The sequence below is a fragment of the Lacicoccus kunmingensis DSM 17847 genome, assembly GCF_059568765.1.
Genome location: NZ_JCANUC010000011.1, coordinates 68,350 through 93,246 on the forward strand (window position 1 = coordinate 68,350; position 24,897 = coordinate 93,246).

Annotated in this window: 21 protein-coding genes, 1 pseudogene and 1 riboswitch; of the genes and pseudogenes, 16 read left to right on the forward strand and 6 right to left on the reverse strand. The window is 43.3% G+C overall.

Annotation, left to right across the window (positions count from 1 at the left end; all coding sequences use genetic code 11):
• The first annotated feature begins 24 nt into the window (after positions 1–24).
• From BO48_RS11135 to BO48_RS11155, 5 genes and pseudogenes are all read left to right on the forward strand, one after another.
• Positions 25–1,470, forward strand: coding sequence for an ATP-binding protein (locus BO48_RS11135; protein WP_496367526.1), 1,446 nt, complete (start codon positions 25–27; stop codon positions 1,468–1,470).
• Between the two features lie 327 nt (positions 1,471–1,797).
• Complete coding sequence (locus tag BO48_RS11140; RefSeq protein ID WP_496367545.1) at positions 1,798–2,262, forward strand: YheC/YheD family protein; 465 nt, start codon at positions 1,798–1,800, stop codon at positions 2,260–2,262.
• A 111-nt stretch (positions 2,263–2,373) separates the two neighbouring features.
• Positions 2,374–3,882, forward strand: a complete 1,509-nt coding sequence (gene istA / locus BO48_RS11145; protein WP_496367527.1) for an IS21 family transposase — start codon at positions 2,374–2,376, stop codon at positions 3,880–3,882.
• Positions 3,879–4,622, forward strand: a complete 744-nt coding sequence (locus BO48_RS11150) for an ATP-binding protein (RefSeq protein ID WP_496367528.1) — start codon at positions 3,879–3,881, stop codon at positions 4,620–4,622. Before istA ends, BO48_RS11150 begins: the two co-directional genes overlap by 4 nt.
• Positions 4,623–4,736: 114 nt before the next feature.
• Positions 4,737–4,952: pseudogene (locus tag BO48_RS11155) on the forward strand (ATP-binding protein); the annotation flags it as partial.
• A 75-nt stretch (positions 4,953–5,027) separates the two neighbouring features.
• Here the strand turns inward: BO48_RS11155 and BO48_RS11160 are convergent.
• Both BO48_RS11160 and BO48_RS11165 read right to left on the reverse strand, forming a co-directional pair.
• On the reverse strand, positions 5,028–5,480 hold the full coding sequence (locus BO48_RS11160; protein WP_496367529.1) for an antibiotic biosynthesis monooxygenase family protein: 453 nt from the start codon (positions 5,478–5,480) through the stop codon (positions 5,028–5,030).
• Positions 5,481–5,522: 42 nt separating this feature from the next.
• A complete protein-coding gene (locus BO48_RS11165) occupies positions 5,523–6,017 on the reverse strand; it encodes an SRPBCC family protein (protein ID WP_496367530.1) in 495 nt (164 codons plus the stop codon).
• A 282-nt stretch (positions 6,018–6,299) separates the two neighbouring features.
• On the opposite strand from BO48_RS11165, the gene BO48_RS11170 reads away from it, so the two are divergent.
• From BO48_RS11170 to BO48_RS11185, 4 genes are all read left to right on the forward strand, one after another.
• Positions 6,300–8,180, forward strand: coding sequence for a heavy metal translocating P-type ATPase (locus BO48_RS11170; protein WP_496367531.1), 1,881 nt, complete (start codon positions 6,300–6,302; stop codon positions 8,178–8,180).
• A gap of 108 nt (positions 8,181–8,288) precedes the next feature.
• Complete coding sequence (locus BO48_RS11175; RefSeq protein WP_462421492.1) at positions 8,289–8,522, forward strand: heavy-metal-associated domain-containing protein; 234 nt, start codon at positions 8,289–8,291, stop codon at positions 8,520–8,522.
• Positions 8,523–8,891: 369 nt separating this feature from the next.
• Positions 8,892–10,772 carry a heavy metal translocating P-type ATPase gene (locus tag BO48_RS11180; RefSeq protein WP_496367532.1) on the forward strand — a complete coding sequence of 627 codons (1,881 nt, stop codon included), beginning with the start codon at positions 8,892–8,894 and terminating at the stop codon, positions 10,770–10,772.
• Positions 10,773–11,059: 287 nt separating this feature from the next.
• Complete coding sequence (locus tag BO48_RS11185; RefSeq protein WP_496367533.1) at positions 11,060–12,580, forward strand: ATP-binding protein; 1,521 nt, start codon at positions 11,060–11,062, stop codon at positions 12,578–12,580.
• 53 nt (positions 12,581–12,633) lie between these two features.
• Here the strand turns inward: BO48_RS11185 and BO48_RS11190 are convergent, their stop codons facing one another.
• The 4 genes from BO48_RS11190 to BO48_RS11205 form a co-directional block, all read right to left on the reverse strand.
• Positions 12,634–13,959: a nucleobase:cation symporter-2 family protein gene (locus tag BO48_RS11190; RefSeq protein WP_496367534.1), complete on the reverse strand. Its 1,326-nt coding sequence runs from the start codon at positions 13,957–13,959 to the stop codon at positions 12,634–12,636.
• The gene (locus BO48_RS11195; protein WP_496367535.1) at positions 13,959–14,543 is read right to left on the reverse strand and encodes a xanthine phosphoribosyltransferase; all 585 of its coding nucleotides are present in this window, start codon (positions 14,541–14,543) and stop codon (positions 13,959–13,961) included. The genes BO48_RS11190 and BO48_RS11195 overlap by 1 nt, the downstream gene beginning before the upstream one ends.
• 86 nt (positions 14,544–14,629) lie before the next feature.
• Positions 14,630–14,730, reverse strand: a riboswitch (purine riboswitch).
• Between the two features lie 373 nt (positions 14,731–15,103).
• Positions 15,104–15,199, reverse strand: a complete 96-nt coding sequence (locus BO48_RS11200) for a type I toxin-antitoxin system Fst family toxin (protein WP_496367536.1) — start codon at positions 15,197–15,199, stop codon at positions 15,104–15,106.
• A 257-nt stretch (positions 15,200–15,456) separates the two neighbouring features.
• Positions 15,457–16,395 carry a DMT family transporter gene (locus tag BO48_RS11205; RefSeq protein WP_496367537.1) on the reverse strand — a complete coding sequence of 313 codons (939 nt, stop codon included), beginning with the start codon at positions 16,393–16,395 and terminating at the stop codon, positions 15,457–15,459.
• 126 nt (positions 16,396–16,521) lie between these two features.
• Between BO48_RS11205 and BO48_RS11210 the strand changes: the two genes are divergently transcribed.
• The 7 genes from BO48_RS11210 (at position 16,522) to BO48_RS11240 (ending at position 24,508) form a co-directional block, all read left to right on the forward strand.
• Positions 16,522–17,115: a nitroreductase family protein gene (locus tag BO48_RS11210; protein WP_496367538.1), complete on the forward strand. Its 594-nt coding sequence runs from the start codon at positions 16,522–16,524 to the stop codon at positions 17,113–17,115.
• Positions 17,112–17,270: a hypothetical protein gene (locus BO48_RS11215; RefSeq protein WP_462421454.1), complete on the forward strand. Its 159-nt coding sequence runs from the start codon at positions 17,112–17,114 to the stop codon at positions 17,268–17,270. The genes BO48_RS11210 and BO48_RS11215 overlap by 4 nt, the downstream gene beginning before the upstream one ends.
• 19 nt (positions 17,271–17,289) lie before the next feature.
• On the forward strand, positions 17,290–20,298 hold the full coding sequence (locus tag BO48_RS11220) for an efflux RND transporter permease subunit (RefSeq protein ID WP_496367539.1): 3,009 nt from the start codon (positions 17,290–17,292) through the stop codon (positions 20,296–20,298).
• 110 nt (positions 20,299–20,408) lie between these two features.
• The gene (locus tag BO48_RS11225) at positions 20,409–21,251 is read left to right on the forward strand and encodes an aldo/keto reductase (protein WP_496367540.1); all 843 of its coding nucleotides are present in this window, start codon (positions 20,409–20,411) and stop codon (positions 21,249–21,251) included.
• A gap of 114 nt (positions 21,252–21,365) precedes the next feature.
• Positions 21,366–22,505, forward strand: a complete 1,140-nt coding sequence (locus tag BO48_RS11230; RefSeq protein WP_496367541.1) for a TIGR04053 family radical SAM/SPASM domain-containing protein — start codon at positions 21,366–21,368, stop codon at positions 22,503–22,505.
• A gap of 146 nt (positions 22,506–22,651) precedes the next feature.
• Complete coding sequence (gene exaC, locus BO48_RS11235; protein ID WP_496367542.1) at positions 22,652–24,172, forward strand: acetaldehyde dehydrogenase ExaC; 1,521 nt, start codon at positions 22,652–22,654, stop codon at positions 24,170–24,172.
• The gene (locus BO48_RS11240; RefSeq protein ID WP_197272185.1) at positions 24,173–24,508 is read left to right on the forward strand and encodes a DUF779 domain-containing protein; all 336 of its coding nucleotides are present in this window, start codon (positions 24,173–24,175) and stop codon (positions 24,506–24,508) included.
• Positions 24,509–24,897 lie beyond the last annotated feature (389 nt).

Consider the following 24,897-nt stretch of genomic DNA (forward strand, 5'->3'; position numbering starts at 1 on the left):
GAATTATATATCGGAGATGAACACATGACTGACTTAAAACATTTACCTCATTTAAAAGATTCTCTACCTAAAGATGTAGTAGATTTTCAAATTTCATTTTATGTAGTGGCATTAGAAGGTTGGCGTAGAGGGTTAAAATTAAAATTTTATAATAACAGGCGTGGAGGAAGCACACCTTCGACAGCCATAACTTATTCGCTTTCTGATGGAGAGAACGAATATCACTTTGTTTGTGCGAGAGGAACGAAAACCACAAAAGAGGCCATCACAAAAGCAGAAAATAAAAGTACAGCTTATGAGTATATGAAGGCAAACGGTGTTCCGGTCCCTGAAACAAAAACATTTAAGTATAGCGAGACATCCATCGAGGAGATGTGTGATTATGCTGAATCGATAGGTTATCCTGTAGTTATTAAACCTCCTAATTATGGAAATGGTAAAGGTGTTATCACCAATATCGTCTCTCGAGAGACACTCCAAAACTCATTGTTAGAGGTAGAAAAAGAATTAGGGATAAAAAGAATCATTATTGAAAAATACTTTGAGGGCGGATATGATTATCGGTTTTATGTTATGGGTGACGAAGTGCTTGCAGTAACTATCAATTACCCGTCCAATGTCTTAGGAGATGGGGAGAGGAATATTAAAGAACTGATTGAAGAAAGAAATATTGACTTAAATGAGATTTATTCTACTCAAAAAAGAATTATTAAAATTGATGCGGAAATGAAAGATTATTTGAAAGAAAACAACCTGTCATTGGAATCTATACCTGAAAAAGACGAAAGAATCTTTCTTCGAAAACATGGCACACACTTAGGGACTCGTCTTAACTCGGCATGCACGGATAGTATAGATCCTAAGTTTAAACAACATGCTGTGGATGCTTTAAAATCGATTCCAGGTTTACCAACTGGTTCAATCGATATGATTATCAACGAAGAAAAGAACGAAGGGATAGTTAATGAAATCAACACTAAGGGAGAAATTATGACGCATGTTATTCCTTTAGAAGGTCGAGCAGTGGATATCCCTAAATATTTGATGGATTATTACTTTCCTGATTCTCGTAAGATCAATAATCATTTTTATTTTGAATATAAACCTGTTAAAGAATTATTTTTAAATGGTCATGCTGACGAAATTACAATCCCCAGATATCCGGATGAGGATCAGTATGAAACCACTTTTAATTTGAAAGGGAAACGTTTAGGACCTTTATATTTAAAGAAATTAAAAAGGAAGGCTGCAAGTCTATATTTAAAGGGGCAGATTAAATCTCAATCAAAAGAACAAATAGAAATATTTTTGGTGGGTAATAAAGAAAAACTCAAAATATTTGAAGATTATATATACAACTCGGGAACTACAAAATCTAAAATTTATGAAGTGAGTTCGACCGATGTATCAAAGTTTAAAAATACAATCTCACTTGAAATTAAAATTATTGAGAATTCTAGCCCTCAATAATGAAATAAAACAGTTTAAAACAAATAGTCAAAAACCTTGATTGAAAGACCAAATGCATCCAAAATCAAATGAAGGTATAGAATTATATAAAGTAGCGTTGGTAGAATATTGCTTCAAAAATATTCTGTCTGACGAGCCCATTGAAAGCTATATTTAGTAGATAAATGTAAGTAATATCAAAAGCAAGGCCTTGAATTATAGTTTTTTAAAACTTAATAACACTTGTCTATAGAGTTTAATATTGAAACAATAGTACATCATCAGAGGTGGTATATTTTTTGACCGTAATTAATTTATAAAGATTTATGCGAATTTCCTTATCTTGTAATACCTACAATAAAAATAACAAAATATAATGACCTTCTGTTTAATTTAGATAAATTTCATAAAATTGTTGTGAAACCTTCCGATGGAATTCGTGGTAAAAGAGTTTATATTATAACAAAAGATGGAGATAATTTTAGAGTAGGTCATAATATCGAAGAGAAAATCTTAAGGCCGGAAGAATTTAAGCAGTTTTATGATAAAGACCTCTCAGGAAAGAGATATTTGTTACAAAAATATATTACTTCTAGAACTGCACAGGGAGATCCATTTGATTGTAGAATTCATGTAGAAAAAAATGGAGAGGGCAAATGGGTAAATGCAAGGAACTATATTAGAATGATTATTTCGCGGGTTGAAGTCCGTCGATACGCGATTGGAGTCCACCGGTTCACGACATTGGGTCCACTTCATTATTTTAACGATTCGCAGTTGAGGTCCACCTATTCACATAAAGAGTCCACTTAGGCTTTCTTTTCGGTATATTTAATTTGAAAGCTAATGCTTTCAAATTAAATGAAAAGGAGGCCTATTTATGGCCAGAAAAATTCCAGCAAAGTTGATCCTGGAGTATCGGCGATGGGATTGTCCAGAAACCTCATCGCTAAAACGAAGAAGGTGGGACGGGACTCTGTGAGTGATGTCTTCAAGCGTGCAGATGACTTGAATCTCAGCTACAAAGATGTAGAGGATTTATCAGAAACGGCAGTGTATCAAAAGCTCTTCCCAGAACGCTATCAATCAGAAACGCTCTACGACGTCCCGGAATATGCATATATCCACAAAGAACTGAAACATGTCGGTGTGACGCTGAAACTGCTTTGGAATGAATACAAAGAAAAATGTCAGGCGGCCGGCACCATCGCCATGGGATATACGAAATTTTGTCAGGGCTATCAAGACCATATCTTAAACTACAAACTCACCAATCACCTGATACACAAGCCGGGTGTCACCACTGAGGTCGACTGGAGCGGAACCACGATGGAAGTGATCAACCGGGCGAGTGGTGAAATTCTCACCGCGTATCTGTTCGTCGGTACATTGCCTTACAGCCAGTACACGTATGTCGAAGCGACCTTCAATCAGAAGAGTGAGACATGGTTACAGTGCCATGTGAATATGTATCGATATTTCAGCGGCTCCACTGTCCGGCTGGTCTGTGACAATTTAAAAACCGGTGTGATCCATCACCCCAAAGAAGGTGATATCATCCTCAACACACAGTATGAAGCACTGGGTGAACATTATCTGACCGCAATCATGCCGGCACCGGTGAGACAACCCAAGAAAAAAGCATCTGTGGAAAGCAGTGTCGGTAAAATCGCCATGGCCGTCGTCGCCCCGCTTAGAAACGAAACATTCTTTTCATTGGCGGCATTATCAGGTGCCATTAATGAGCGCCTGGCAGAATTCAATACGCGCCCATTTCAAAAACGGACCGACAGCCGGCATGACATATTCAAACAGGAAGAAGCCCCGACCTTAAGACCTTTACCTGAATTTCCGTATGAAGTCTCTGAATGGGTCTACGGAAGAAAAGTCAATCTGGACTGCCACATCCAATATAAGAATAACTACTATTCATGCCCATATCAATATGTACGCAAATCGGTGAATCTGAAACTCACCAAACAACGCCTGGAGATTTATCATCAGGACGAACGGACTGCGAGCCATCGCCGGTTCGGTTTGTATCAGAAATATCAATGGGCCACGCTGCCGGAGCACTTACCGGATCAGTTCAATCAACCGGAATGGGATGATATCCGGATGAAGGAGTGGGCCGGGGCCATCGGTCCCTCCACCCTTTCTGTGGTGAATCGCATCTTTGACGGTGTGAAAGTCAAAGAACAAGCGTATCGCGCCATACTCTCCGTCCTCAATCTTTCAAAGAAATATTCTAATACCGACTTGGAGGCGGCGTGTGCATTGGCACTGACAAAGGTACCGGCACCCAGGTATAAGCAGCTGAAGACCATATTGGCTTCCGACACACTGAATCAGAATCGCAGCACAAAAGTGAAGACACAATCCGATCAACAAGGTTATATCCGAGGCGCGGCATATTATGGAGGAGATGAATGATGTTGAATAACGAGACAAGAAGAAAACTGAGAGAATTGAACTTGGAAGAAATGATCCAACTCATCGATCAACAACAGAAGCACGTCCATACAGTCACTCAAACCTTTGAAGAACGCTTTGAGGCGATTGTGGATCATGTATATCAGGAGAAATACAATCAGAAGGTCCACGGACTCATCCGCAGAGCGAAGTTCCGCATTCCCAACGCGGATGTGACGGGCATGTATTATGAACAAAGAAAGATTAATCGCAATCAATTCCAGGAATTGAGCACCTGCCGATTCATCGAGAATAATATGAATGTGATATTCGCCGGATTCACCGGCTCGGGGAAAACATATTGTGCTTGTGCACTTGGGAAGGAAGCCTGTAAGCTCGGCATCCGCACCAAATACATCCGTCTGCCGGATCTGTTGGTGGAGCGTGATGAAGCCTCTTTAGTCACAAAAGGTGTGACAAAATTAATCAATAAGTATGCCAATTATGATTTACTCATCCTGGACGAGTGGCTGCTGGACAGTTTAAGCGAAGAGGAAATCCATTTTATATTTGAACTCGTTGAACGCCGCTATGACACCAGTTCAACCATTTACTGTACACAATTCATGAAAAAAGACTGGCATCAACGACTCGGTGGCGGTGTGCACGCCGATGCGATGATGGACCGGATTGTCCACAACGCCGTCTGGTATGATACCGGAGATAAGAACATCCGGGAATATGAAGCGCAGTTGAAGTAAACCTCAGGCCACTAAGGTGGCCTGTTTTCAATGTGGACTCGAATTCGATATTACCGGACTCCAACTGGATATCAATGGACTTCTTCTAATGAATAGGTGGGCTTTTTCATGCGAAATAATCACTTTCACCTGATCAATGACTTATATAATCAGGCATCGATTATTCTGACCTCCAACAAGGGGCCGGGCGACTGGGGAGAATTACTTGGTGATCCGGCGATCACCGCAGCGATTTTAGATCGCCTGATTCATCGCTCTGAGGTTATTCAGCTGGGCGGTGATAGTTATCGGATGAAACACAGACAGACATTATTTAACACAGAAGATTAAACAGAATGGCCCATTTTTATCTGGCGTTTCTGGCCCAGAATTAATTGGCGAAATTGGCCCATTTTTACTTGACGGTCACAAATTGCTCTCAACTTCATAAACCTCATGATAGGGCTTCGATTTCAACACACTCTGTTCGCGGTCAAATCCTTCAGAGGTACCGCGATTTTTATGTGCATGTGAATAAGCATCAGAGTCCTGCCAGTTTCTGAAGGCTTCTTCTGACGTCCACTGGGTGAGGACGATATACGTATCTCCCTCAAGTGGTCGTGACACTCTGATCGCTTTGAAACCTTCTTCGTTTTCAATCCGCTTCGGCCTGTTCAGGAATCTCTTCTCAAATCTCTCCCGGCCTTCTGGTTTGACTGGAATGCAGTTCAGAACGATGGCGCCGCTACTTGCGATGCTGCCGGTCTGGTCGATGATTTCATAATCATCGTTGCCTATCTTAATGTTTGTACCTTCTTCTGTAACTTCAATTTTATCCGTGCTGTCATTCTTCTTCAGTATAATATTGATGATATTCAACCTCCAAAATTTAAAAATTTCATTACATTGATTTTAATGTAGTTAATTTTCCATCTCGCCAAAAGCCGCCTTCAATGTTTTTTGCCTGAAATCGAATATTTCCGCGAGCCGACCCTTCACCACCAAGTTATGAGTGATTCGTCCAATGAGAGAGAAGGGCAGGATGTAGTTCACCGTGTCGATTATCTCGACCCCGCCTTCGATTTCACGGAAGTGGTGCTGGTGATGCCAGAATTTGAACGGACCGAACCGCTGCTCATCAACAAAGTATTTTCCTTCTTCCACATGTGTGATCTCTGTGATCCACTTGACGGGAAACTTTGGGAAAGGTTCGATATTGTACTCGATAATCATGCCTGCGTACATGTCTGGCGGCCCGTCGCCGATCATCTCAAAAGGCATGTCATCCGGCGTGATTTCTTCCAACTGCTTAGGATTTGAGAAAAACGCCCATGCCTCTTCTGGTGTGACGGGCAACTTCTGATAACGTGTCAAAGTATACATTTTCATATCGTTTTGTCCCTTCTTAATATTCATTTTATAATATCATAATTATCGATAAAATAACTTCCCTGCAGTTTATCAATCATCAAGTGGTAAACTGCGTTTGTTTGTGGATACTGCGTTGATGAAAATATTGCCACCAGATGTCAAGAAACGTAACATCATACGATTCCGTTAACTTTTTAAGTTTTTTATCTACTGATAAGGCGTTTTTAACATCTAATTCCTATAATCTTGACTTCGGTCAATTTTTATATGCGGTTAAACCCTTATACTTTAATTAACAAGAAAATATAGAGAGATGGAGGCAGTATCATGCAGAGAATTATATTAGATGCGAAAAACCTGATTACATTGTTCAGTGCAACGTTGATCATACTTGGATTCTATGGTCGATTTGGTATGGATAACATGTTCGTCTTCGATTTGTCACTCATCATTGCAACTGTCATCGGTATTGCACCGATTGCAATCCAGGCTTATCAGGCAATAAAAGTAAAGGTTATCAGCATTGACGTATTGGTCACCATTGCCGTTATCGGTGCTTTACTGATTCAAAACTATGAAGAATCAGCGATTGTTACATTCTTATTCTTATTTGGTTCTTATTTGGAGCAGCGGACACTCAAACGGACCCGGTCGGCCATCAAAGAACTCACGGAAATGGCGCCGGAAAGTGCGTTGAAACAAAACGCGGCTGGTGAATTCGAAGAAGTGGACGTTGATGATGTCGATGAAGGTGATGTTTTATTAGTAAAAACCGGTGCGAAAATACCTGTCGATGGCACCGTTTTAACTGGTGAAGGCCATATCAATGAAGCAAGTATCACCGGCGAGTCTGTTCCAGTAAGTAAAATGAACGGATCAGAAGTATTTGCTGGTACAATTTTGGAAAACGGGACGATTCAGATTGAAGCTGACCGTGTCGGGGAAGATACAACATTCGGTCAAATTATCGAATTGGTGGAAGAGGCCCAGGATTCAAAATCGGAAGCTGAACGGTTCATTGACCGATTCTCCAAATACTATACACCGGCAGTGCTGGTACTGGGTTTTATTGTCTGGCTGTTCACGAGTAATGTTGAACTGGCGATTACAGTTCTGGTGCTGGGATGTCCAGGTGCCTTAGTAATCGGTGTTCCTGTATCCAACGTTGCAGGCATTGGAAACGGTGCCCGTAACGGTGTCCTTTTAAAGGGCAGTGAAGTCATCAATGATTTCAGTAACGTGGACACAATCCTTTTTGATAAAACCGGTACGTTGACCATTGGAAATCCGGAAGTTGCAGAAAAGGAATTTTACGGAGATGACATGGAGGAAGTGCTCGGATATCTGGCCAGTGTCGAGCGGGAATCAGATCACCCTCTGGCTAAAGCGGTGCTGCAGGATATCGGGCCAACGAACTTCTCTGTTGTAGATGAAACTGAAGTCGTCAAAGGCGGCGGTATCATTGCTAAAGTAGAGGGCCGCCGCGTCGCGGTCGGAAATGTCGCTTTGATGGAAAAAGAAAATGTCGAGTTGAATGAGAGGGTCAGAAAAGATCTGGAACGTTTTGAGAAAAACGGAAATTCCCTTGTACTGACTGCAGTGGATGGTGTGCTGCAGGTATTGATGGGAATCCGGGATCAAATTCGACCGGGTGTTAAAGAAGACTTGCAAAATCTGAAAAATCTTGGTGTCAAAAACCTCGTTGTCCTTTCAGGCGATAACCAGGGCACTGTGGATGCCGTTGCCGGCGAACTTGGATTGACAGAAGCATACGGACATATGCTGCCGGAAGATAAGTCCGCTCATCTTGAAAAATTACAGTCAGAAGGACAGATAGTGGCATTTGTCGGAGATGGCGTGAACGACAGTCCTTCCTTGGCGCTGGCCGATATCGGCATTGCCATGGGCACCGGTACAGATGTGGCGATTGAAACATCGGATGTCGTTCTGGTGAACTCTGACTTCAGCCGCTTGACTCATGCCTTGGGTCTGACGAAATCGACAGCGAGAAATATGAAACAGAACATCATCATTGCAGTCGGTGTGGTGCTGGTCTTACTAGCCGCCCTGCTGTTCAGTGACTGGATGAACATGACAATCGGCATGTTGGTACATGAACTGAGTATCCTTGCGGTCATCTTCAACGCCATGAGATTGATGATTTACCGTCGAAGAGGCAAAAATGCCAATGCAGCAGAAACATTTTAAATAATCCATCAAAAATTGATCTACGTCAATTATTTAAACGGCAAAACGTCGTATACTTGAATTGTAGAGAAGGAAACGACTAAAAATTATAAATAGGAGAGATATATTATGCAAAAAGCAACCATTCAGTTAGAAACCCTATCATGTCCATCATGTCTCCAGAAGATTGATAACGCTGTAAAAGGTGTGGACGGTGTTGAAAAAGACAGCGTCAAAGTCATGTTCAACGCAAGTAAAGTCAAAGTGAATTTTGATGGGGAAGCGACTACGATTGAAAATATCGAAAATGTGATTGAAAAACTGGGCTATCCGGTTACAAAATCAAAAGTAAAAGCTGCCTGATTAATATAATATCCACTTGACCGATCCCGGACCTTCCAACTATTGTCTGTCCGGGATCTTTTATTATGAACCAATGAATAAGTGAGGCTTAATTATCAAGTTGATATAAATGGTTGTTTGACATTCGGAACTAAGATGAATCATTGGATCATTCCGGTATTTCATCAGAGTCGACAATCTTTATCAATACTCATTATCATGTGATGATAAAATTTGACGGTCATATATTTTTAAAATACTATTAAATTATAACAATTATAATTAATTGAGCGGTCCCACTACATACCCATTTTTAATCAAGATTGAAGTGGCAGCAAAAAAATCGAATCATTGGACTGCTTTATGAACTATAAGGGGGATAACCATCAAATGTTAAATTATCTGATCAAAAATCGTGCGGGTCAATTTCTGCTCATAGGCACTCTCTTCATAATCTTAGGCTTCATTCTGATGTTATTCACTGATATCGGCAGCAGTATTTCTTTCTATATAGCCATTTTCTTCTTAGGTTTCTTTGCAGCAAGAAATGCGGTGATAGAAACAGTCAAGTCAAAATCTCCGAATGTTGACCTGCTTATGATTTTAGCCGCGATTGGAGCAGTCATCATCGGCTTTGAATCTGAAGGCGCTGCTTTATTGTTCATCTTTGCAGGCGCTGAAGTATTAGAGGACTATGCGACCAATAAATCAACCAAAGCAATTTCTGAATTGATGTCACAAGTGCCATCCTCTGCAAACGTATTAAAAGACAATGGTGAAGTGATAGAAGTGCCCACTGAAGAACTGGTTGTGGGGGATACGGTTGTCGTATCGAGGGGGGAGCAGATTCCAATCGATGGTTATGCCGATCGTGAAATATTTGTGAATGAATCCGCCTTGACTGGAGAATCTGTACCTGTTACCAAAGGAATAGGAAAAGAAGTCTTTGCCGGGACGATAAATGACGGAAATGCTTTCTACCTGGAAGTCAACAAAGCAAGTGATGAAACTATTTTTTCAAATATTATACGAATGGTGGAAGAAGCACAAAGCAGGCCATCCAAAGTTTCAAAATTCATTGATCGTATTGAATCCAAATATGTGATTGGTGTATTGGTCGGCGTGCCGATTTTCATCTTCATTTTATATGTTGTCAATGGCTTTCCATTTCAAGAAGCCTTTTACAGAGGCATGGTCATGTTAACAGTCGCAAGCCCGTGTGCGCTGGTCGCTTCGGCCACACCGGCAACATTAAGTGCCATAAGCAATGGTGCAAGAAATGGCGTACTTTTTAAAGGCGGCGCAGCCATGGAAGCACTGAGTACGATGGATATTCTTTATAGTGATAAAACAGGGACACTGACACATGGAGACTTTCAGGTGGTTGACTATGCCGCGGACGAAGAGACTATTAAAGAAGTTGTTTATATGGAGCAACAGTCCAGTCACCCGATTGCCGAAGCGATTGTAAACAAGTTTAAAAACCTGGATCTGGACAGCATCGACCACACAGATCCGGTCGAGGAAGTTGCCGGATCTGGAATGAGGAAAGGACATATAGAAGTTGGTAAACCTGCAGCATTTGCAAGTTTTGAAGATCCGTTTGGGTACATGAATAAGGCAATAGACGGAAATACCAATATTTTCGTAGGAAAAAACAATCGGATTGAAGGTTACTTTTCCCTTGCTGACCGCATACGGAAAGAAGCCGTTCAAGCTGTGGCCGGTTTTCAAAGAGAAAATATCCAGGTCTCCCTTCTGACCGGGGATAATGAAATGGTGGCAAAAAAAGTTGCGGATGAAGTGGGAATTGCCGATTTTGCTGCCTCCTGTCTGCCGGAGGATAAAATAAGATATGTGAATGAAAATCAGGAAAAAGGCAAAGTGGTCGGTATGATCGGAGATGGCATCAACGATGCCCCGGCACTGGCAAATGCTGATATAGGCATTGCGATGGGCAGCGGTTCCTCGGTTGCAATGGAATCTTCCGATGTTGTAATTGTAAAAAATAATCTGCATAAACTTTTCTATAGTTTCAAGTTGAGCCATAAACTGAATCGTATCATTGTCGGCAATGTCATCTTCTCGGTTGGAGTCATCATCACCCTGGTCATATTGAATATTTTCGGTCTGCTGAATTTGCCGATGGCAGTACTATTCCATGAAGGTTCGACCATTCTGGTCATATTGAACGGTCTGCGTCTGCTGAGGCAGGGCGAAGAAGAGAAATCAGGGCAGGAATCTTTAAAACTGGCGGGGGTCAAAAAATAATTTCTGCAGCTGAAAAATTTGGAATTATAAAGATTAAAGTACTTCGAAGCCTGGAAACTTCAGTGGTCAGAGGAATTTATATCTCAAGCTTGATTTTTTATTTGAAAGAAATCCCTGTAGCCTATAGTTTATGCTTACAGGGATTTTGCCGTTAAAAAGTAAATGCAATCCAATTATATTATGAGATTCAATTACCTCATGGAATAAGAGGGTAGTTATAAAGGTACAATTGATATTAATAAGCGGTTTTTATTAAAATTCAGCAGTGTAGAAAGAGGAGACTTGTCATGACGTTAAAAGAACTTGATTTTACAAAAGATATTATGCTGAACCATCCAATAGAAGCTCAGGGCCCGAGCATAAGCATGTATAGAATGGCGCTTGAGGCATGGCGCAGGGGGATTGAAGTCAAATTTATGACGGTATATGTTAAAAATCAGATTAAAATCCGTCATAAGCTGTCCTACGGCGGCAAGGAGTTCAGATTCCAATTATCTTTAGGTGATAAAGTCGCGAAAGAGGCAAGGCAGATTGGAAAGAGTAAAGAGCTGACGAAGGCGCACTTAAGTGCGGCTGGTGTATCAGTACCTGAAGGCAAAGTGATATCTGTTCAAAATAATGACTTTACAGAGGCATTGGAGTACGCTGATTCGATCGGGTACCCTGTAATCGTAAAACCTGCCCATGCGAGTCTGGCGATAGGCGTCCGGACGAATCTTAATGACCGGGCTGCCCTCACCGGAGGACTGGAATATGTCCACGGGGAATTGGGTTATACAGATATCATCGTTGAACGTCACGCGACGGGTTTTGACACAAGGGCCTACGTCATCGAAGACCGGCTGATTGCTGCATTCAAGAGAGTGGCAGCCCACATAGAGGGGGACGGCGAACACACTATCGGGCAGCTGATTGATTTGAAAAATCAGAAGCGGAGATTGAATCCGCATTTAAGCGCGAGCCAGATTAAAATTGACGGGAAGTTGAATGATTTTATCGGCAGTCAGGGATACAGTCTGGATTCCGTCCTTGAAAAAGGGGCAGAAATCAATCTGACTGACAGTACATTCGCAAAAGATGCATCGGATACGGTGGATATCACAGATGTTGTTTCAGAAGATTATACTCAGACGGCAGTCAATGCAGTAAAGAGCATTCCCGGCATGAACATGGGCGGTGTGGATATCATCAGGGATGAGGAAAAAGACACGAATAAAGTGCTTGAAATCAACTGCAGGCCGGACCTCGGCGGCCATATGTTTCCGATTTACGGTAAATCAAGGGATGTTTCAAAAAAAATACTCGATTACTATTTTCCTGAAACGGCCGCTATTGATAAAGGGGTGAATGACTATTTCACTTTCGATTTTGATAAAATTTTCCGTTTTCTTAAAAAGGGCATAGTAAAAGAAGTCATTTTGCCGCCTTTACCGAAGGGGAATATTGAAAATGTCCATCTGGTGCTTTCAGGAAATGTCAATTACTATAAAAATATCATATCCAATTCAGCCACCGGGCACAGACTGGGCGGACATATCAAAATGCTGAAAAACGGCAAAGCAAAGCTGGTGGTTTCAGGGACGACGAAGCACCTTACAGAATTTCTGGAAAACTTATTGGAAATAGCTCCGAAACTCGATATTAAAGTCGAAGCCCAAAATGAGTGGGATTCATTATTGATGTATAAATTTGAAGCACCTGAAAGTACAGGCATGGGCGGTGTCAATCGCCTGAGGAAAGAAAGCATGGCGATGAAAGAAGAAATTACAAAGCTGAAAAAAGAACTGGCTGACTTGAAAGGCGAGTAGTATATTTGAACATAAAAAGACATGTGCTGTAACTTACAGTACATGTCTTTTGGCTATTCCGTCACATGTTCTTTCGTGAGTGACGCTTCGTCATTATTTTTTGATTTGATATAGCCTATATCACCGATATGGTAAATAAAGTTCAATATGATTGCAGTCAGACTGCCCATGACGATGCCGCTTTCTGTCACGACCTGGATGCTTTCCGGTACAATCGCAAACATTTCAGGGACGACTGTCACGCCGAGCCCCATGCCTATCGAGACTGCCATGATCATCAAATTTCTCTGGTCTGAGAAATCGACACGGCTGAGCATTTTAATGCCGTAGGCGATGACCATGCCGAACATCGCGAGCATCGCACCGCCGAGGACGGAAGTGGGGATGGCAATGGTGATTGCCCCGATTTTGGGTACAAGACCGAGCAGAATCAGCATACTGCCTGCGATATAGATAATCTGGTTGCTCTTTACGCCGGACAGCTGGATCAGACCGACATTCTGTGAATAGGTCGTGTATGGGAAAGCGTTGAACAGTCCGCCTAAAATGATTGCGATGCCTTCTGCACGGTAACCTCTCTTCAAGTCGCTGCTGTTCACTTCACGCTCGGTAATATCACCGAGTGCGAAGTAGACGCCTGTCGCTTCTATCAGTCCGACTGTGACGACGAGCATCATCGTCAATATCGGGACCAGATGGAATTCAGGTGTGCCGAAGTAGAACACCTGTGGCAGATGGAGCCATGAAGCATCTCCGACAGCGCTGAAATCGACCATGCTCATAAACGAGGCAGCGATCGTGCCGATGATAATGCCGGACAATATCGCGATGGATTTCATGAATCCTTTGCCGAATCTGAATAAAACCAATATGACGGCGAGTGTCCCAAAGCCGAGTGCGAGATTGATCATTGAACCGTAGTCTTCGCTGCCCTGACCGCCTGCGATATCGTTCATTGCAACAGGGACTAAAGTGATTCCTATTATTGTGATCACCGTTCCGGTTACGACCGGCGGGAAGAGTTTAACGATCTTACTGAAAAATGTGGCAATCAGCAGTACGAAGAGACCTGAGACTAAAATTGAGCCATAAATTGCAGGTATGCCGTACGTATTGCCAATGGCAATCATCGGACCCACAGCTGTGAATGTACAACCGAGTACTACAGGCAGGCCTATCCCTGAAAATTTCTTTTTCCAGACTTGCAGTATTGTTGCGACACCGCACATCATGATGTCGATGGCGATCAGATATGTAAGCTGCGCCGCAGTCAGTCCGATTGCGTTACCGACAATGAGAGGAACCACAACAGCACCTGCATACATCGCCAAAACGTGCTGGAAACCGAGTGACAGCTGTTTTGCCTTGGATAACTGCATTAATTTCTAACCTCATCTAAAAACTCTATGCTGCCTTCACTCAAAGATTCAATTCGTGCAAGTGATTCCACCTGGTATCCATTGTCACGAAGTTCCTGTGAGCCTTTCTGGAATGATTTCTCAATGACGATGCCGATTCCTGAAACATTGGCCTGTGCTTTTTTAACAATATGTATCAGGGCATTCGCAGCTTCACCGTTTGCCAAAAAGTCATCGATGATCAAAATATTATCATCCGGCTGGATGAATTTTTCTGCGACCGCAATGTTGTTCGTCTCCTGCTTGGTATAGGAGTAAACGTCCGCCGTCAACAACCCGGCGTCCAACGTCAGTGATTTTCTCTTTCTTGCAAAGACGACAGGGATACCGAGCTCAAGACCAGCCATCACGCTCGGTGCAATGCCTGATGACTCCAAAGTCAAAATCTTATCGAACTTTTTATTATTGAAACGTCTTTTGAACTCTCTGCCGATTTCGACCATCAGTTCCGGATCGATCTGATGATTCAAAAACTCGTCCACCTTTAAAACCGTATCCGATAAAGCCGTACCATCTTTCATGATTCTTTCTTTCAACAAGTCCACAAAGACACCTCTTCTATGTATTTAAAAACACCCGGAGCGCTTCATCATGAGATGAGTACACTCCGGGTGCATATGAAATACAGAGACCACGGCAGTTACCCACCCATAGTCGGAATATTTAAGGTATCCGGTAGAAACTCGCAGGCCATATCCCTGCTATTATATGAGTGTTGTTTAATTTTAATGAAATTATCATATCATAAAACACGAACTTTTCAAATGACAATTCAAGTAACATTCATCAAAATAACGTTTTCAATATAAATTTACAATAGAACTTTCGTGTTTAGGGGTGATCTGACAGAAAGTGCAGAGGTGATGAAATTGAATCGGGAACTTAAAATCTTTGAACGTGAAAATGGTCCGGCAATATTATTGCAGACCGGTGAAAGTTATTTAGCGGAAATATTTTTACACCACGTAATGGTGTATTTCCTTTACAATCTTAATAGGTATTGATATAATTTAATTAATAAATAGCAAGTTAATCATGAAACACCGAACCCCTAATCTACTGGTGATAGATTAGGGGTTTTTAATGGTGTATTGGATTCATCCAGTTATTCCTCATTATTATCCAACCAATATTTCAACAATATGAGTATCACACTGATAGCAATTGGTGCGATAAAAACTTCAAATAGCAAGCTGATCATGATGTCACCTCCTTCCATGTTATTCGCATGGAAGTAAACTGGATGATGATATTATTTTACCAGATAGATATATTTAGAAATAATGAAATATTGATAAGCCCTGGAATGGGATTAGTCTTATTACATGGGTCGCTGAACTTTTTCTAATTTCAAAACAAATCTCCTGGGGCGTTCTACCGGCCAAGTCAGGGCTGGTTTGCCCGATGGATACCGTAATACATAAATAAAAGATGAAACCTATCACAAAATTTTAATACTCAGTAGATTTGCAGAACTAATATCCCGCACACAATGACGGCCACAGCAATGATCCGTCTTCTGTCGATGGGCTGCTTAGGCAATTTGAATAATCCGAAGTGATCGATCAAAAGACCCATGATGATCTGGCCGAAAATTGCTGCCATCATCGTCAGTGTCACACCTAAATGCGGCATCAGGAGAATGTTCATCCCGACATATACAGCTCCGAGTATCCCGCCTGAAAAGAGCCATGGTTTAAGGGTGGCGTCTTCAGCTTTGAACTTGAAAGATAATCTTCTATGAACGACGAGCGCTATGAAGAACAAAGAGACTGCTCCGATTAAAAATGATATGAATGTTGCGAATATTGCCGAACCGGTTTCCTGACTGAGCGCACTGTTAATTGCAGTCTGCATCGGTGGCAGCATGCCGGTAAATAATCCGAGAAGCACCCATGCTCTGGAATGCGTGCGTCCGACTGCGAGATTTTTATTCGCATTCATATAGATGATTCCGATAATCAGGAACAGAACACCGGTAATGTGCATCGGGTGGAGCGGCTGCGGTGCGGCTTCAAACCAGCCGAAAGTATCAATCATGATGCCGATGATCATTTGTCCGGTCACGGTCACTATCACTGTTAATGCGGCACCGATTCTTGGCAGCAGCAGTATGTTGGCGGTCAGAAAGATGACGCCCATCAGCCCGCCGGCGAACCATATGTATGAGTATTCCTGGGCATCAAAAAATGCCAATGAAAACTTTTCAGCATTTAAAAATAAATTGACAAAAAATAGGGCGGTCGTCCCAACCAGAAATGAATAGAATGAAGTGATGAAGACGGCTCCGGAAAACCTTGAGAACTCTGCATTGGTGGAAGTCTGTAATGGTATAGCCATTCCACCTAAAATACCTAACAGGATGAGGAAGTACACTGGATATCCTTCTTTCGTCATATGATATGGATAGTTTAGCCAAGTTTTTATATTATAGCAATAATATGATATTTGAATAATATATGTTGTGATTGATTATGTACTTGAGTAAAATGGAAAGATGATAATCATCATAGGAGAGATAATATGAATGTTTCAGATGCGATCAGAACAAGACGGAGTGTGAAGATTTTTAAAGATACGGCACCTCTGGATAGAGAAACTGTTGAAAGTCTGATTGAAGCGGCGACATGGGCGCCCAATCATTATTTTACAGAACCTTGGAAATTTTTCGTCGTGGAAGGTGAAGCCAGAAAACAGCTGTCTGACGTTATGAGAAAATGGGCAGTTGCGAAAGCAGATGACCCTGACTCGCCGGATGCCGAGAAGCGCATCATGAAAGTTGCAGCAAAACCACTCCTTGCACCGACCATAATCATGGTAGTGTTGTCCAGAGATTTGGATAATAAAAAAGCAATCTACACTGAAGATGTGTGTGCAGTGGCAGCGGCCACCCAGAATATTCTGCTTGAAGCCCACAGTAAGGGTATCGGGGCAATCTGGAAGAGCGGGCCTGCATATCAGGCTGAACCTGTAAAAGACTTCTTCAATCTCCGACAGGACGAAGAAATTTTAGGAGCGGTATTTTTAGGTGAGTCCGCTATGAGGAAAGATGTCAAAGTCAACAGAATCCCCCATCAGGAAAAAACAGAATGGATTACTGGTGAATCCGGACAATGAGAAAAATTCTAGCAGCGGTTTTATTCTTTTTAGGTACATTATTGATGTTCGGAACGATGACGATCATTCCGGAACTCTGGATCATACCCTCATATATTGGTGTGGCCCTGTTATTCATCGTCGGTCTGTATATGAGCTATTCAGCTGAACTTTAAGGAAAACGGAGATTAGAAAGTGAAAAATATATTTGATATTTTAATGAAACGCAGTCTTTTGCTTATAATTTTAGTGATTACCATCGCATTGACAGGAGTCTATACATTTTTAACCATTGAAAACCGGGAAATACCCGAGGTTGAAGTGAATATCATCAACATCACGACTCCGTGGCCGGGAGCCGACAGAGCGGATGTTGAAACCAGTATCACCAACGTGATTGAAAGTGATATATTCGGAATTGATGGTATAGAAAATGTATCGTCGGTATCACAGGATGATATTTCAGTCGTCACGCTGGAACTTTCGGATGGCGCAGAACCCGACCAGGTGGAGAATGACATTAATAATCTGGTCAGCCAGGTTTCAGGGAATCTGCCTGAAAATGCAGCCCAGCCGCAGGTGGACAGTGTGAGCAACGCATTTCCGCTGCTGAGTTACATATTCCAAAGTGAAAACGGAGACGGACTCGAAGATCTTAAGAGCCAGGTGGATGATCTTGCTCTTGATGTTACGCAGATGGAAGGCGTCAATAATGTGACCGTCCAGGGTTATGACGACCAGACGGTCAATATCAACCTTGACCGTGAGACACTGGAAGATAACCAGATTACTCCGGATCAGATCATTCAGGAAATCGACCAGTCTTTCAATCCTGTTGTGCTCGGTACACAGGAAGAAGATACTGAAAGCATCAGACTCAGCTTTCAGGACACAGCACCGCTCGAAACTTTTGAAAACATCAGAGTGGGTGATGATGACACGCCGCTCACCAACATTGCTGAAATTGAACTCGTCCCTGAAGAAAGGGAAGACATCATCGAGCATATGGGCGAAGAGGGTGTCGCATTCACGGTATTCCTGAGTCCGGGTGAAGATGTGCCTTCGACTTCGGAAAATGTCGAAGCTGTTGTGGAACAGCACACCGATCAGTTTGCCGATAACATTGAAGTATCTGTCATTTCATCAGAACGTGAAAACGTCGAAGACATATTCACCGGACTGTACGTTTCATTATTGATCGCGCTCGTAGCGGTCATCATCGGTACATCGCTCGGACTGTCATTCATCGGTTCAGCGGCCGTCATGATCACAGTGGTGCTGTCCATACTCATCGGGCTGATTCCGCTGCCGTGGCTGGGTGTCGATCTGAACCAGATCTCAGTCATCGGGCTGATCATCGCACTCGGTATTCTGGTCGACGACTCGATCGTCGTCAATGACAATATCGAGCGGAGGCTTGTCGCCGGTGACAGCAGATTGGATGCGATGTATAACGGTGTCAGGGAAGTGGCACCTTCCGTCATCGCATCGACTATCGCCATCGTGCTTGCATTCTCGCCGCTCCTATTCCTATCCGGAGCGAACGGAGATTTCATCAGTGCACTGCCGAGCATTCTGATTACGACGATGATCGTTTCAACGGTACTCGCAATCTTCCTGGTCCCTGCAATCAGATATCTGGTCGGTACTAAGAAAGTGCCGCAGGATGCAGGTATATTTGGTAAGACGTTCACCAAAGTTTCAAACTGGTATGCAGATAAATTGATACCGAAATTCATCAAGAGACCGGTCATCACTTTCAGCATCGTGCTGGTCATCGCGCTTCTGTCACTTGGACTTTTCAGGTTCACACCTTTCGAGTTCTTCCCGGAAGCGGACCGTTCCGAAGTCACGGTGGATATCATCTATGATAATGGACAGACAATCGAAGAGACGCACGACCGTGCAAATGAAATCGTCGATTATCTGAATGACACGGTAGACAATCTTGAAGGGGCGACATTGTTCACCGGTGAAGGCCTGCCGAACCTGTTCGGCGCCTCCCTGGATCAGACGGGTTCACATACGGCACAGCTTGCGCTCTTCATCGACAAAGAACAGATGAGCGCCTCCGAAGTCATCGAGACTTATGAAGAAGACTTGAGGGAAGAGTTCCCGGAAGCGAAAATATTCATGGATACGATCGTCCAGGGGCCACCGGAAGGTGCACCTGTCACTCTTGATCTTTCTAATGATGATCTGGATATATTGGAACAGGACCTCGACACCGTCCGGGGTGCACTGGAGGATGAAGGTGCAATCGTGACATCGAACCTCGGACAGCCGGTCGAGACGGTCAACTACTCCATTGATGAATCGGCACTTGAAGATGCGGAATTATCCGTCTCGCAGGTGAAGAATGAACTGAACCTGATCGGCCAGGGCATCCCTGTCCAGGAAATCATCGTCGACGATGAGCAGATCCAGTCCAATATGAAGTATGCTGATGAATACAATATCGAAGATATAGAAATCATCAAGTTTTCCGGAGAGGCGCCGGAAACATTCCCGTTGGATGACTTCGTGAACCTTGAGGAAACGAATGCATATCAGGCGATTGCCCATGATGACGGCGATCGTCAGGTTGCAGCAGAAGTGTATAACCTTGAAGAAGAAAAAGTCGAAGAAATCATGGACGGCCTGTCTTCAGATATTGACGACAGCACTGAAAGCATCGTCGGCGGTGAAGCGACGGATCAGACGGACTTCTTCATCGAAATCGGGGTGCTGTTCGCAGTAATCGTAGTGCTTGTTTATCTTGTCATCGCATTTGAATTCAATTCATTGGTACTGCCATTACTCATCGTATTCAGCATCTTCCTGTCAATCAGCGGCGGCTTCATCGGCCTGTTCGTCACCCAGACACCTCTGTCATTCATGGGAGTCATGGGGATGGTGTCCCTTGCCGGAATCGTCGTCAGAAATGCGGTTGTACTGATCGATTTCATCGAGCAGAGAAGAAAAGAGAACAATATCGACATCAATGAAGCGATCACCGAGAGCAGCCGTGCAAGGCTGAGACCGATCATCCTGACAACTATCACGACAATCATCGCACTGCTGCCGGTTGCGCTCGGCGGAGACGCACTATTCGAACCGCTTGCGGTGACGATCATTGCCGGAATCGCATTTTCATCGCTGCTGTCACTGATTGTGACACCAAGCCTGTATATGATCTACTATAAAATAAAATACAAGAACTGATAAATCCCATCTTCTGTCCTTCAGGCAGGGGATGGTTTTTATTTTTTGGAGTTTTATATGTAGAGGAAAGAGGTAGAGACGGATAAGACATATAAAAAAAGGTGATTGAAATGGCAAATGAAGTGGGCAGGTTTACTTTGAATGATGGCGGATCCATCCCTGTAATCGGTTATGGCACCGTTTACATGAAAGGTGAATCCGGTGCAGAATCAATTAAAAATGCCATAAACAACGGTTACAGATTAATTGATACGGCGATGAAATATGATAATGAAGGTTCGGTGGCGGAAGGCATCAGGAGGAGCGGCATAGAAAGAGATGAGTTGTATGTGACGACTAAACTGCGGGGTTCATTTTACGACTATGATGAAGCGATTCAGGCGGTGGAGGAATCCTTATTCAGAATGCAGCTGGACTATTTTGATCTGATACTGCTTCACTGGCCGAATCCGAAACAGGATATGTATGTGGAAGCATGGCGCGCTTTGATCGAAGCGAAAGAGCAGGGTTACGTGAAATCCATCGGTGTATCGAACTTTCTACCTGAACATATCGAACGTTTGATTGATGAAACATCGGTTTTGCCGACGGTGAATCAGATTGAGCTGCATCCCTATTTCAGCCAGAAGGAAATGCATGCGTGGAATCAGAGAAATGATATCATCACCCAGGGGTGGAGCCCGTTATCCAGAGGTCAGCCGGTCGTCCATGATGACACCGTGAGAAAGATTGCCGAAGATAAAGATAAAACTGTCGCCCAGATCATTTTAAGGTGGCATATCCAGCAGGGTGTCGTGCCGATTCCTAAAGCGGCCGGTGAAAACCACCAGAAGGAAAATCTTGATATTTTCAATTTTGAACTGACTGCGGAAGAGATGGATCAGATCAACGGATTGACTAAAGATGACGGACGAATCGGCAACCAGGATCCGATCGAATATGAAGAGTTTTAGAATGACGCCGCAGGCATTTTACATGCGGCATTGATTTGTTCATAAAGATGTAAATAATATATATGTTTAAAGCTGTGTATTCCTTTATATTGAATATATAAAGGAGTGAACGGAATGAAACCGGATATTAAAATACCAGATTTTAATGAGGTGCCATTTATAGTCATTTGGGAATTGACACGGGCATGCGAACTGCATTGTCTGCACTGCCGTGCAGAAGCGCAGACGACGAGGAATCCCTATGAATTATCCACCGAAGAAGGGAAGGCACTGATAGATGATATTGCCGCGATGGAATATCCGATGCTTGTGTTTACCGGCGGGGACCCCTTGATGCGGGCGGATGTTTTTGAACTTGCCGAGTATGCTGTCGGTAAAGGTGTCAGAGTGTCCATGACACCGAGTGCGACACCGAATGTGACTAAAGAAGCAATGCAGAAGGCGAAAGATGTCGGACTCAGCAGATGGGCGTTCAGTATTGACGGTCACAATAAACAGATCCATGACCATTTCAGGGGCACTGAAGGCAGCTTTGATCTGACGATGCAGGCAATCAAATACTTGAATGAACTTGAAATGCCCTTGCAGATCAACACTGTCATTTCCAATTATAATATCGACTATTTGGAAGAGATGAAAGAAATGGTTGAAGAGTTGAACTGTGTGCTGTGGAGCGTGTTCTTCCTCGTGCCGACAGGACGCGGCAGGAATGAAGATATGATCACACCCGCCCAGCATGAGCAGGTGTTCAGATGGCTGAACAAAATAAAAGACGATGTGCCGTTTGATATTAAAACGACAGCTGCACAGCACTACCGCCGTGTAGTCATCCAGGATCAGATGAGAAAGAACAAGACGGACAAAGATGCACAGATCAGATACATGGATGCGCTCAGTGCCGGAAAAACAGGCACCATCGACGGACTCGGCCGTGCACCGAAAGGTGTCAATGACGGCAACGGCTTTGTATTCATCTCGCATATCGGCCATGTATATCCGAGCGGACTGCTGCCGGTCAACTGCGGCAACGTCCGTGCGCGCAAGCTGTCTGAAATCTACAGAGAATCTCCAGTTTTGCAGAATCTCAGAAACCCTGATAAATTCAAAGGCAAGTGCGGCGTATGTGAATTCAGATATGTATGCGGCGGTTCAAGGTCCAGAGCCTATGCAGCCACCGGTGACTATATGGAAAGTGAACCGTACTGCGTCTACATACCAAAAGAGTGGAGAAAGAAAAAGCAGCTGACACCTTAAGCGGATAGATATTGACGCACCCGGCGGGCCATAAACTCACCGGGTTTTTATTTTCAGAAAATTTTTATGGAAGCGGATACATAATGTTTGTAACATTGAAAATAATGGGATAAAATTGAAGTATATTATATAAAGGGGTGTGTTGAATGGCATTTGAATTTCCAAACTTAGATAATGCTCAGTACAAAATTAAAGAGAAGTACCAGAACTATATCGGGGGAGAATGGGTGGATCCGGCAGACGGTGAGTTTTTTGACAATAAATCACCGGTGACCGGAAAAGTCGTATCAAAAGTGCCGCGCTCAAAACAGGCGGATGTGGATAACGCGGTCAAAGCTGCACACAAGGCACAGGTCGAATGGGGGAAAACCTCACCGACTGAAAGAAGTCTCGTGCTGCTTAAAATTGCTGATAAGGTTGAAGAACATCTGGAAGAGCTGGCGGTGCTTGAAACGTTTGAAAACGGCAAAGCTGTACGGGAAACGCTGAATGCGGACCTGCCGCTTGTCGTGGATCATTTCAGGTATTTCGCAGGCGTCATTCGTGCGCAGGAAGGCGGTATTTCGCAAATTGATGAAGATACTGTTGCGTACCATTTCCATGAACCGCTCGGGGTGGTCGGACAGATCATTCCATGGAACTTCCCGTTATTGATGGCTTCGTGGAAGATTGCACCGGCGCTTGCAGCAGGCAACTCCATAGTGTTGAAACCGGCTGAACAGACACCGACAACGATTCTGCATTTCATGGAACTCGTGCAGGACATCGTACCTAAAGGCGTTCTGAATATAGTGAACGGTTTTGGGGCAGAAACGGGTCAGGCACTTGCAACGCACCAGGATATCAACAAGATTGCATTTACGGGTGAAACGACGACAGGACGCATCATCATGCAGAATGCGAGCCAGAATATTATTCCTGTTACATTGGAGCTTGGCGGGAAGTCGCCGAATATCTTTGCAAAAGATGTGATGGATGAGGATGACGGCTATCTGGACAAGGCGATTGAAGGGCTTGTCATGTTTGCTCTGAACCAGGGTGAAGTATGTACATGTCCGTCACGTGCGCTGATCCATGAGGATATTTATGATGAGTTCATGGAAAGAGTCATCAAGAGAGTCGAGCAGATCAAAGTCGGCAACCCGCTGGATGTGGATACGATGATGGGTGCACAGACTTCCCAGGAACAAAAAGAGAAGATCACTTCTTACCTTGATATCGGTAAAAAAGAAGGCGCTGAAATTTTAACAGGCGGCAACGTCATTGAGATGGACGGCGATATCGGTGAGGGATACTATATCGAGCCGACAATCTTCAAAGGCACGAACAAGATGAGAATCTTCCAGGAAGAGATTTTCGGTCCGGTACTTGCAGTCGCAACTTATAAAGATGACGACGAAGCTCTGGAAATCGCAAATGACACATTGTACGGACTGGGTGCAGGCGTATGGACGAGGTCACAGAACAAAGCATACCGCTTTGGGCGTGGCATTCAGGCAGGACGTGTATGGGTGAATACGTATCATGATTACCCGGCACATGCTGCATTTGGCGGATATAAAATGAGTGGTATCGGAAGAGAGAACCATAAGATGATGTTAAGTCATTACCAGCAGACGAAAAACCTGCTGATCAGCTATAGTGAGACAGCTAAAGGATTTTTCTAAATGGTGACGGATAACAAATCTGTCGATGCAACTCAATCTGCCAAAGATTTGATCAAAGAGCTGAAAGAGGAACACGGTGAACTCGTCTTCCACCAGTCCGGAGGATGCTGTGACGGTTCCAGTCCGATGTGTTTGAAAAAGGATATGATTATAATTGGTCCGGCTGATGTGAAGCTTGGAGAAATAGAAGGCGTTGAGTTCTACATGCACCACCAGCAATACGAATACTGGAAACACACCAAGTTGACAGTAGATGTAGTCGAAGGCAATGGCGGCATGTTCAGTGTGGAAGGCCCAAGAGGCGTAAGATTTCATATCCGGAGTGAGCCTAAGTAAATATGTAAATAAAAACCTGCAGCTTCCTTTTGTAAGGAGAAGCTGCAGGTTTTTTGGTTTATGATGATAGTTTTAGGCTCTATAATAAATACGGTTGATGACTGAAATGTCATGGACCGTATTTTTATGTAAAAGGGTATAAAAATGGCGCAAATGTTCTTTATAATGAAGTCACCACAACTCACAGAAAGGAAACATTTACGCCTATGAAGCATTTTATACTATCTTTACTCCAAATGAAAGAGGATAATATCGATTTTACGAATACATCAGTGAAAGAAATCAAGCACAAGGGGATTAAGTCTCTGTTCATTACCGCCAAGCTGACGTACGATCCGACCCATTGCCCGGCATGTGGCTGTATCAATGCCGATTTTAGTATTGTTAAA

Excerpts from the sequence above, each read along its gene's own strand:
- BO48_RS11135 (WP_496367526.1), top strand. The coding sequence starts at position 25 with ATGACTGACTTAAAACATTTACCTCATTTAAAAGATTCTCTACCTAAA.
- istA (WP_496367527.1), top strand. The coding sequence starts at position 2,374 with ATGGGATTGTCCAGAAACCTCATCGCTAAAACGAAGAAGGTGGGACGG.
- BO48_RS11150 (WP_496367528.1), top strand. The coding sequence starts at position 3,879 with ATGATGTTGAATAACGAGACAAGAAGAAAACTGAGAGAATTGAACTTG.
- BO48_RS11165 (WP_496367530.1), bottom strand. The coding sequence starts at position 6,017 with ATGAATATTAAGAAGGGACAAAACGATATGAAAATGTATACTTTGACA.
- BO48_RS11170 (WP_496367531.1), top strand. The coding sequence starts at position 6,300 with ATGCAGAGAATTATATTAGATGCGAAAAACCTGATTACATTGTTCAGT.
- BO48_RS11175 (WP_462421492.1), top strand. The coding sequence starts at position 8,289 with ATGCAAAAAGCAACCATTCAGTTAGAAACCCTATCATGTCCATCATGT.
- BO48_RS11180 (WP_496367532.1), top strand. The coding sequence starts at position 8,892 with ATGTTAAATTATCTGATCAAAAATCGTGCGGGTCAATTTCTGCTCATA.
- BO48_RS11185 (WP_496367533.1), top strand. The coding sequence starts at position 11,060 with ATGACGTTAAAAGAACTTGATTTTACAAAAGATATTATGCTGAACCAT.
- BO48_RS11190 (WP_496367534.1), bottom strand. The coding sequence starts at position 13,959 with ATGCAGTTATCCAAGGCAAAACAGCTGTCACTCGGTTTCCAGCACGTT.
- BO48_RS11200 (WP_496367536.1), bottom strand. The coding sequence starts at position 15,199 with ATGATCAGCTTGCTATTTGAAGTTTTTATCGCACCAATTGCTATCAGT.
- BO48_RS11205 (WP_496367537.1), bottom strand. The coding sequence starts at position 16,395 with ATGACGAAAGAAGGATATCCAGTGTACTTCCTCATCCTGTTAGGTATT.
- BO48_RS11210 (WP_496367538.1), top strand. The coding sequence starts at position 16,522 with ATGAATGTTTCAGATGCGATCAGAACAAGACGGAGTGTGAAGATTTTT.
- BO48_RS11215 (WP_462421454.1), top strand. The coding sequence starts at position 17,112 with ATGAGAAAAATTCTAGCAGCGGTTTTATTCTTTTTAGGTACATTATTG.
- BO48_RS11225 (WP_496367540.1), top strand. The coding sequence starts at position 20,409 with ATGGCAAATGAAGTGGGCAGGTTTACTTTGAATGATGGCGGATCCATC.
- BO48_RS11230 (WP_496367541.1), top strand. The coding sequence starts at position 21,366 with ATGAAACCGGATATTAAAATACCAGATTTTAATGAGGTGCCATTTATA.
- exaC (WP_496367542.1), top strand. The coding sequence starts at position 22,652 with ATGGCATTTGAATTTCCAAACTTAGATAATGCTCAGTACAAAATTAAA.
- BO48_RS11240 (WP_197272185.1), top strand. The coding sequence starts at position 24,173 with ATGGTGACGGATAACAAATCTGTCGATGCAACTCAATCTGCCAAAGAT.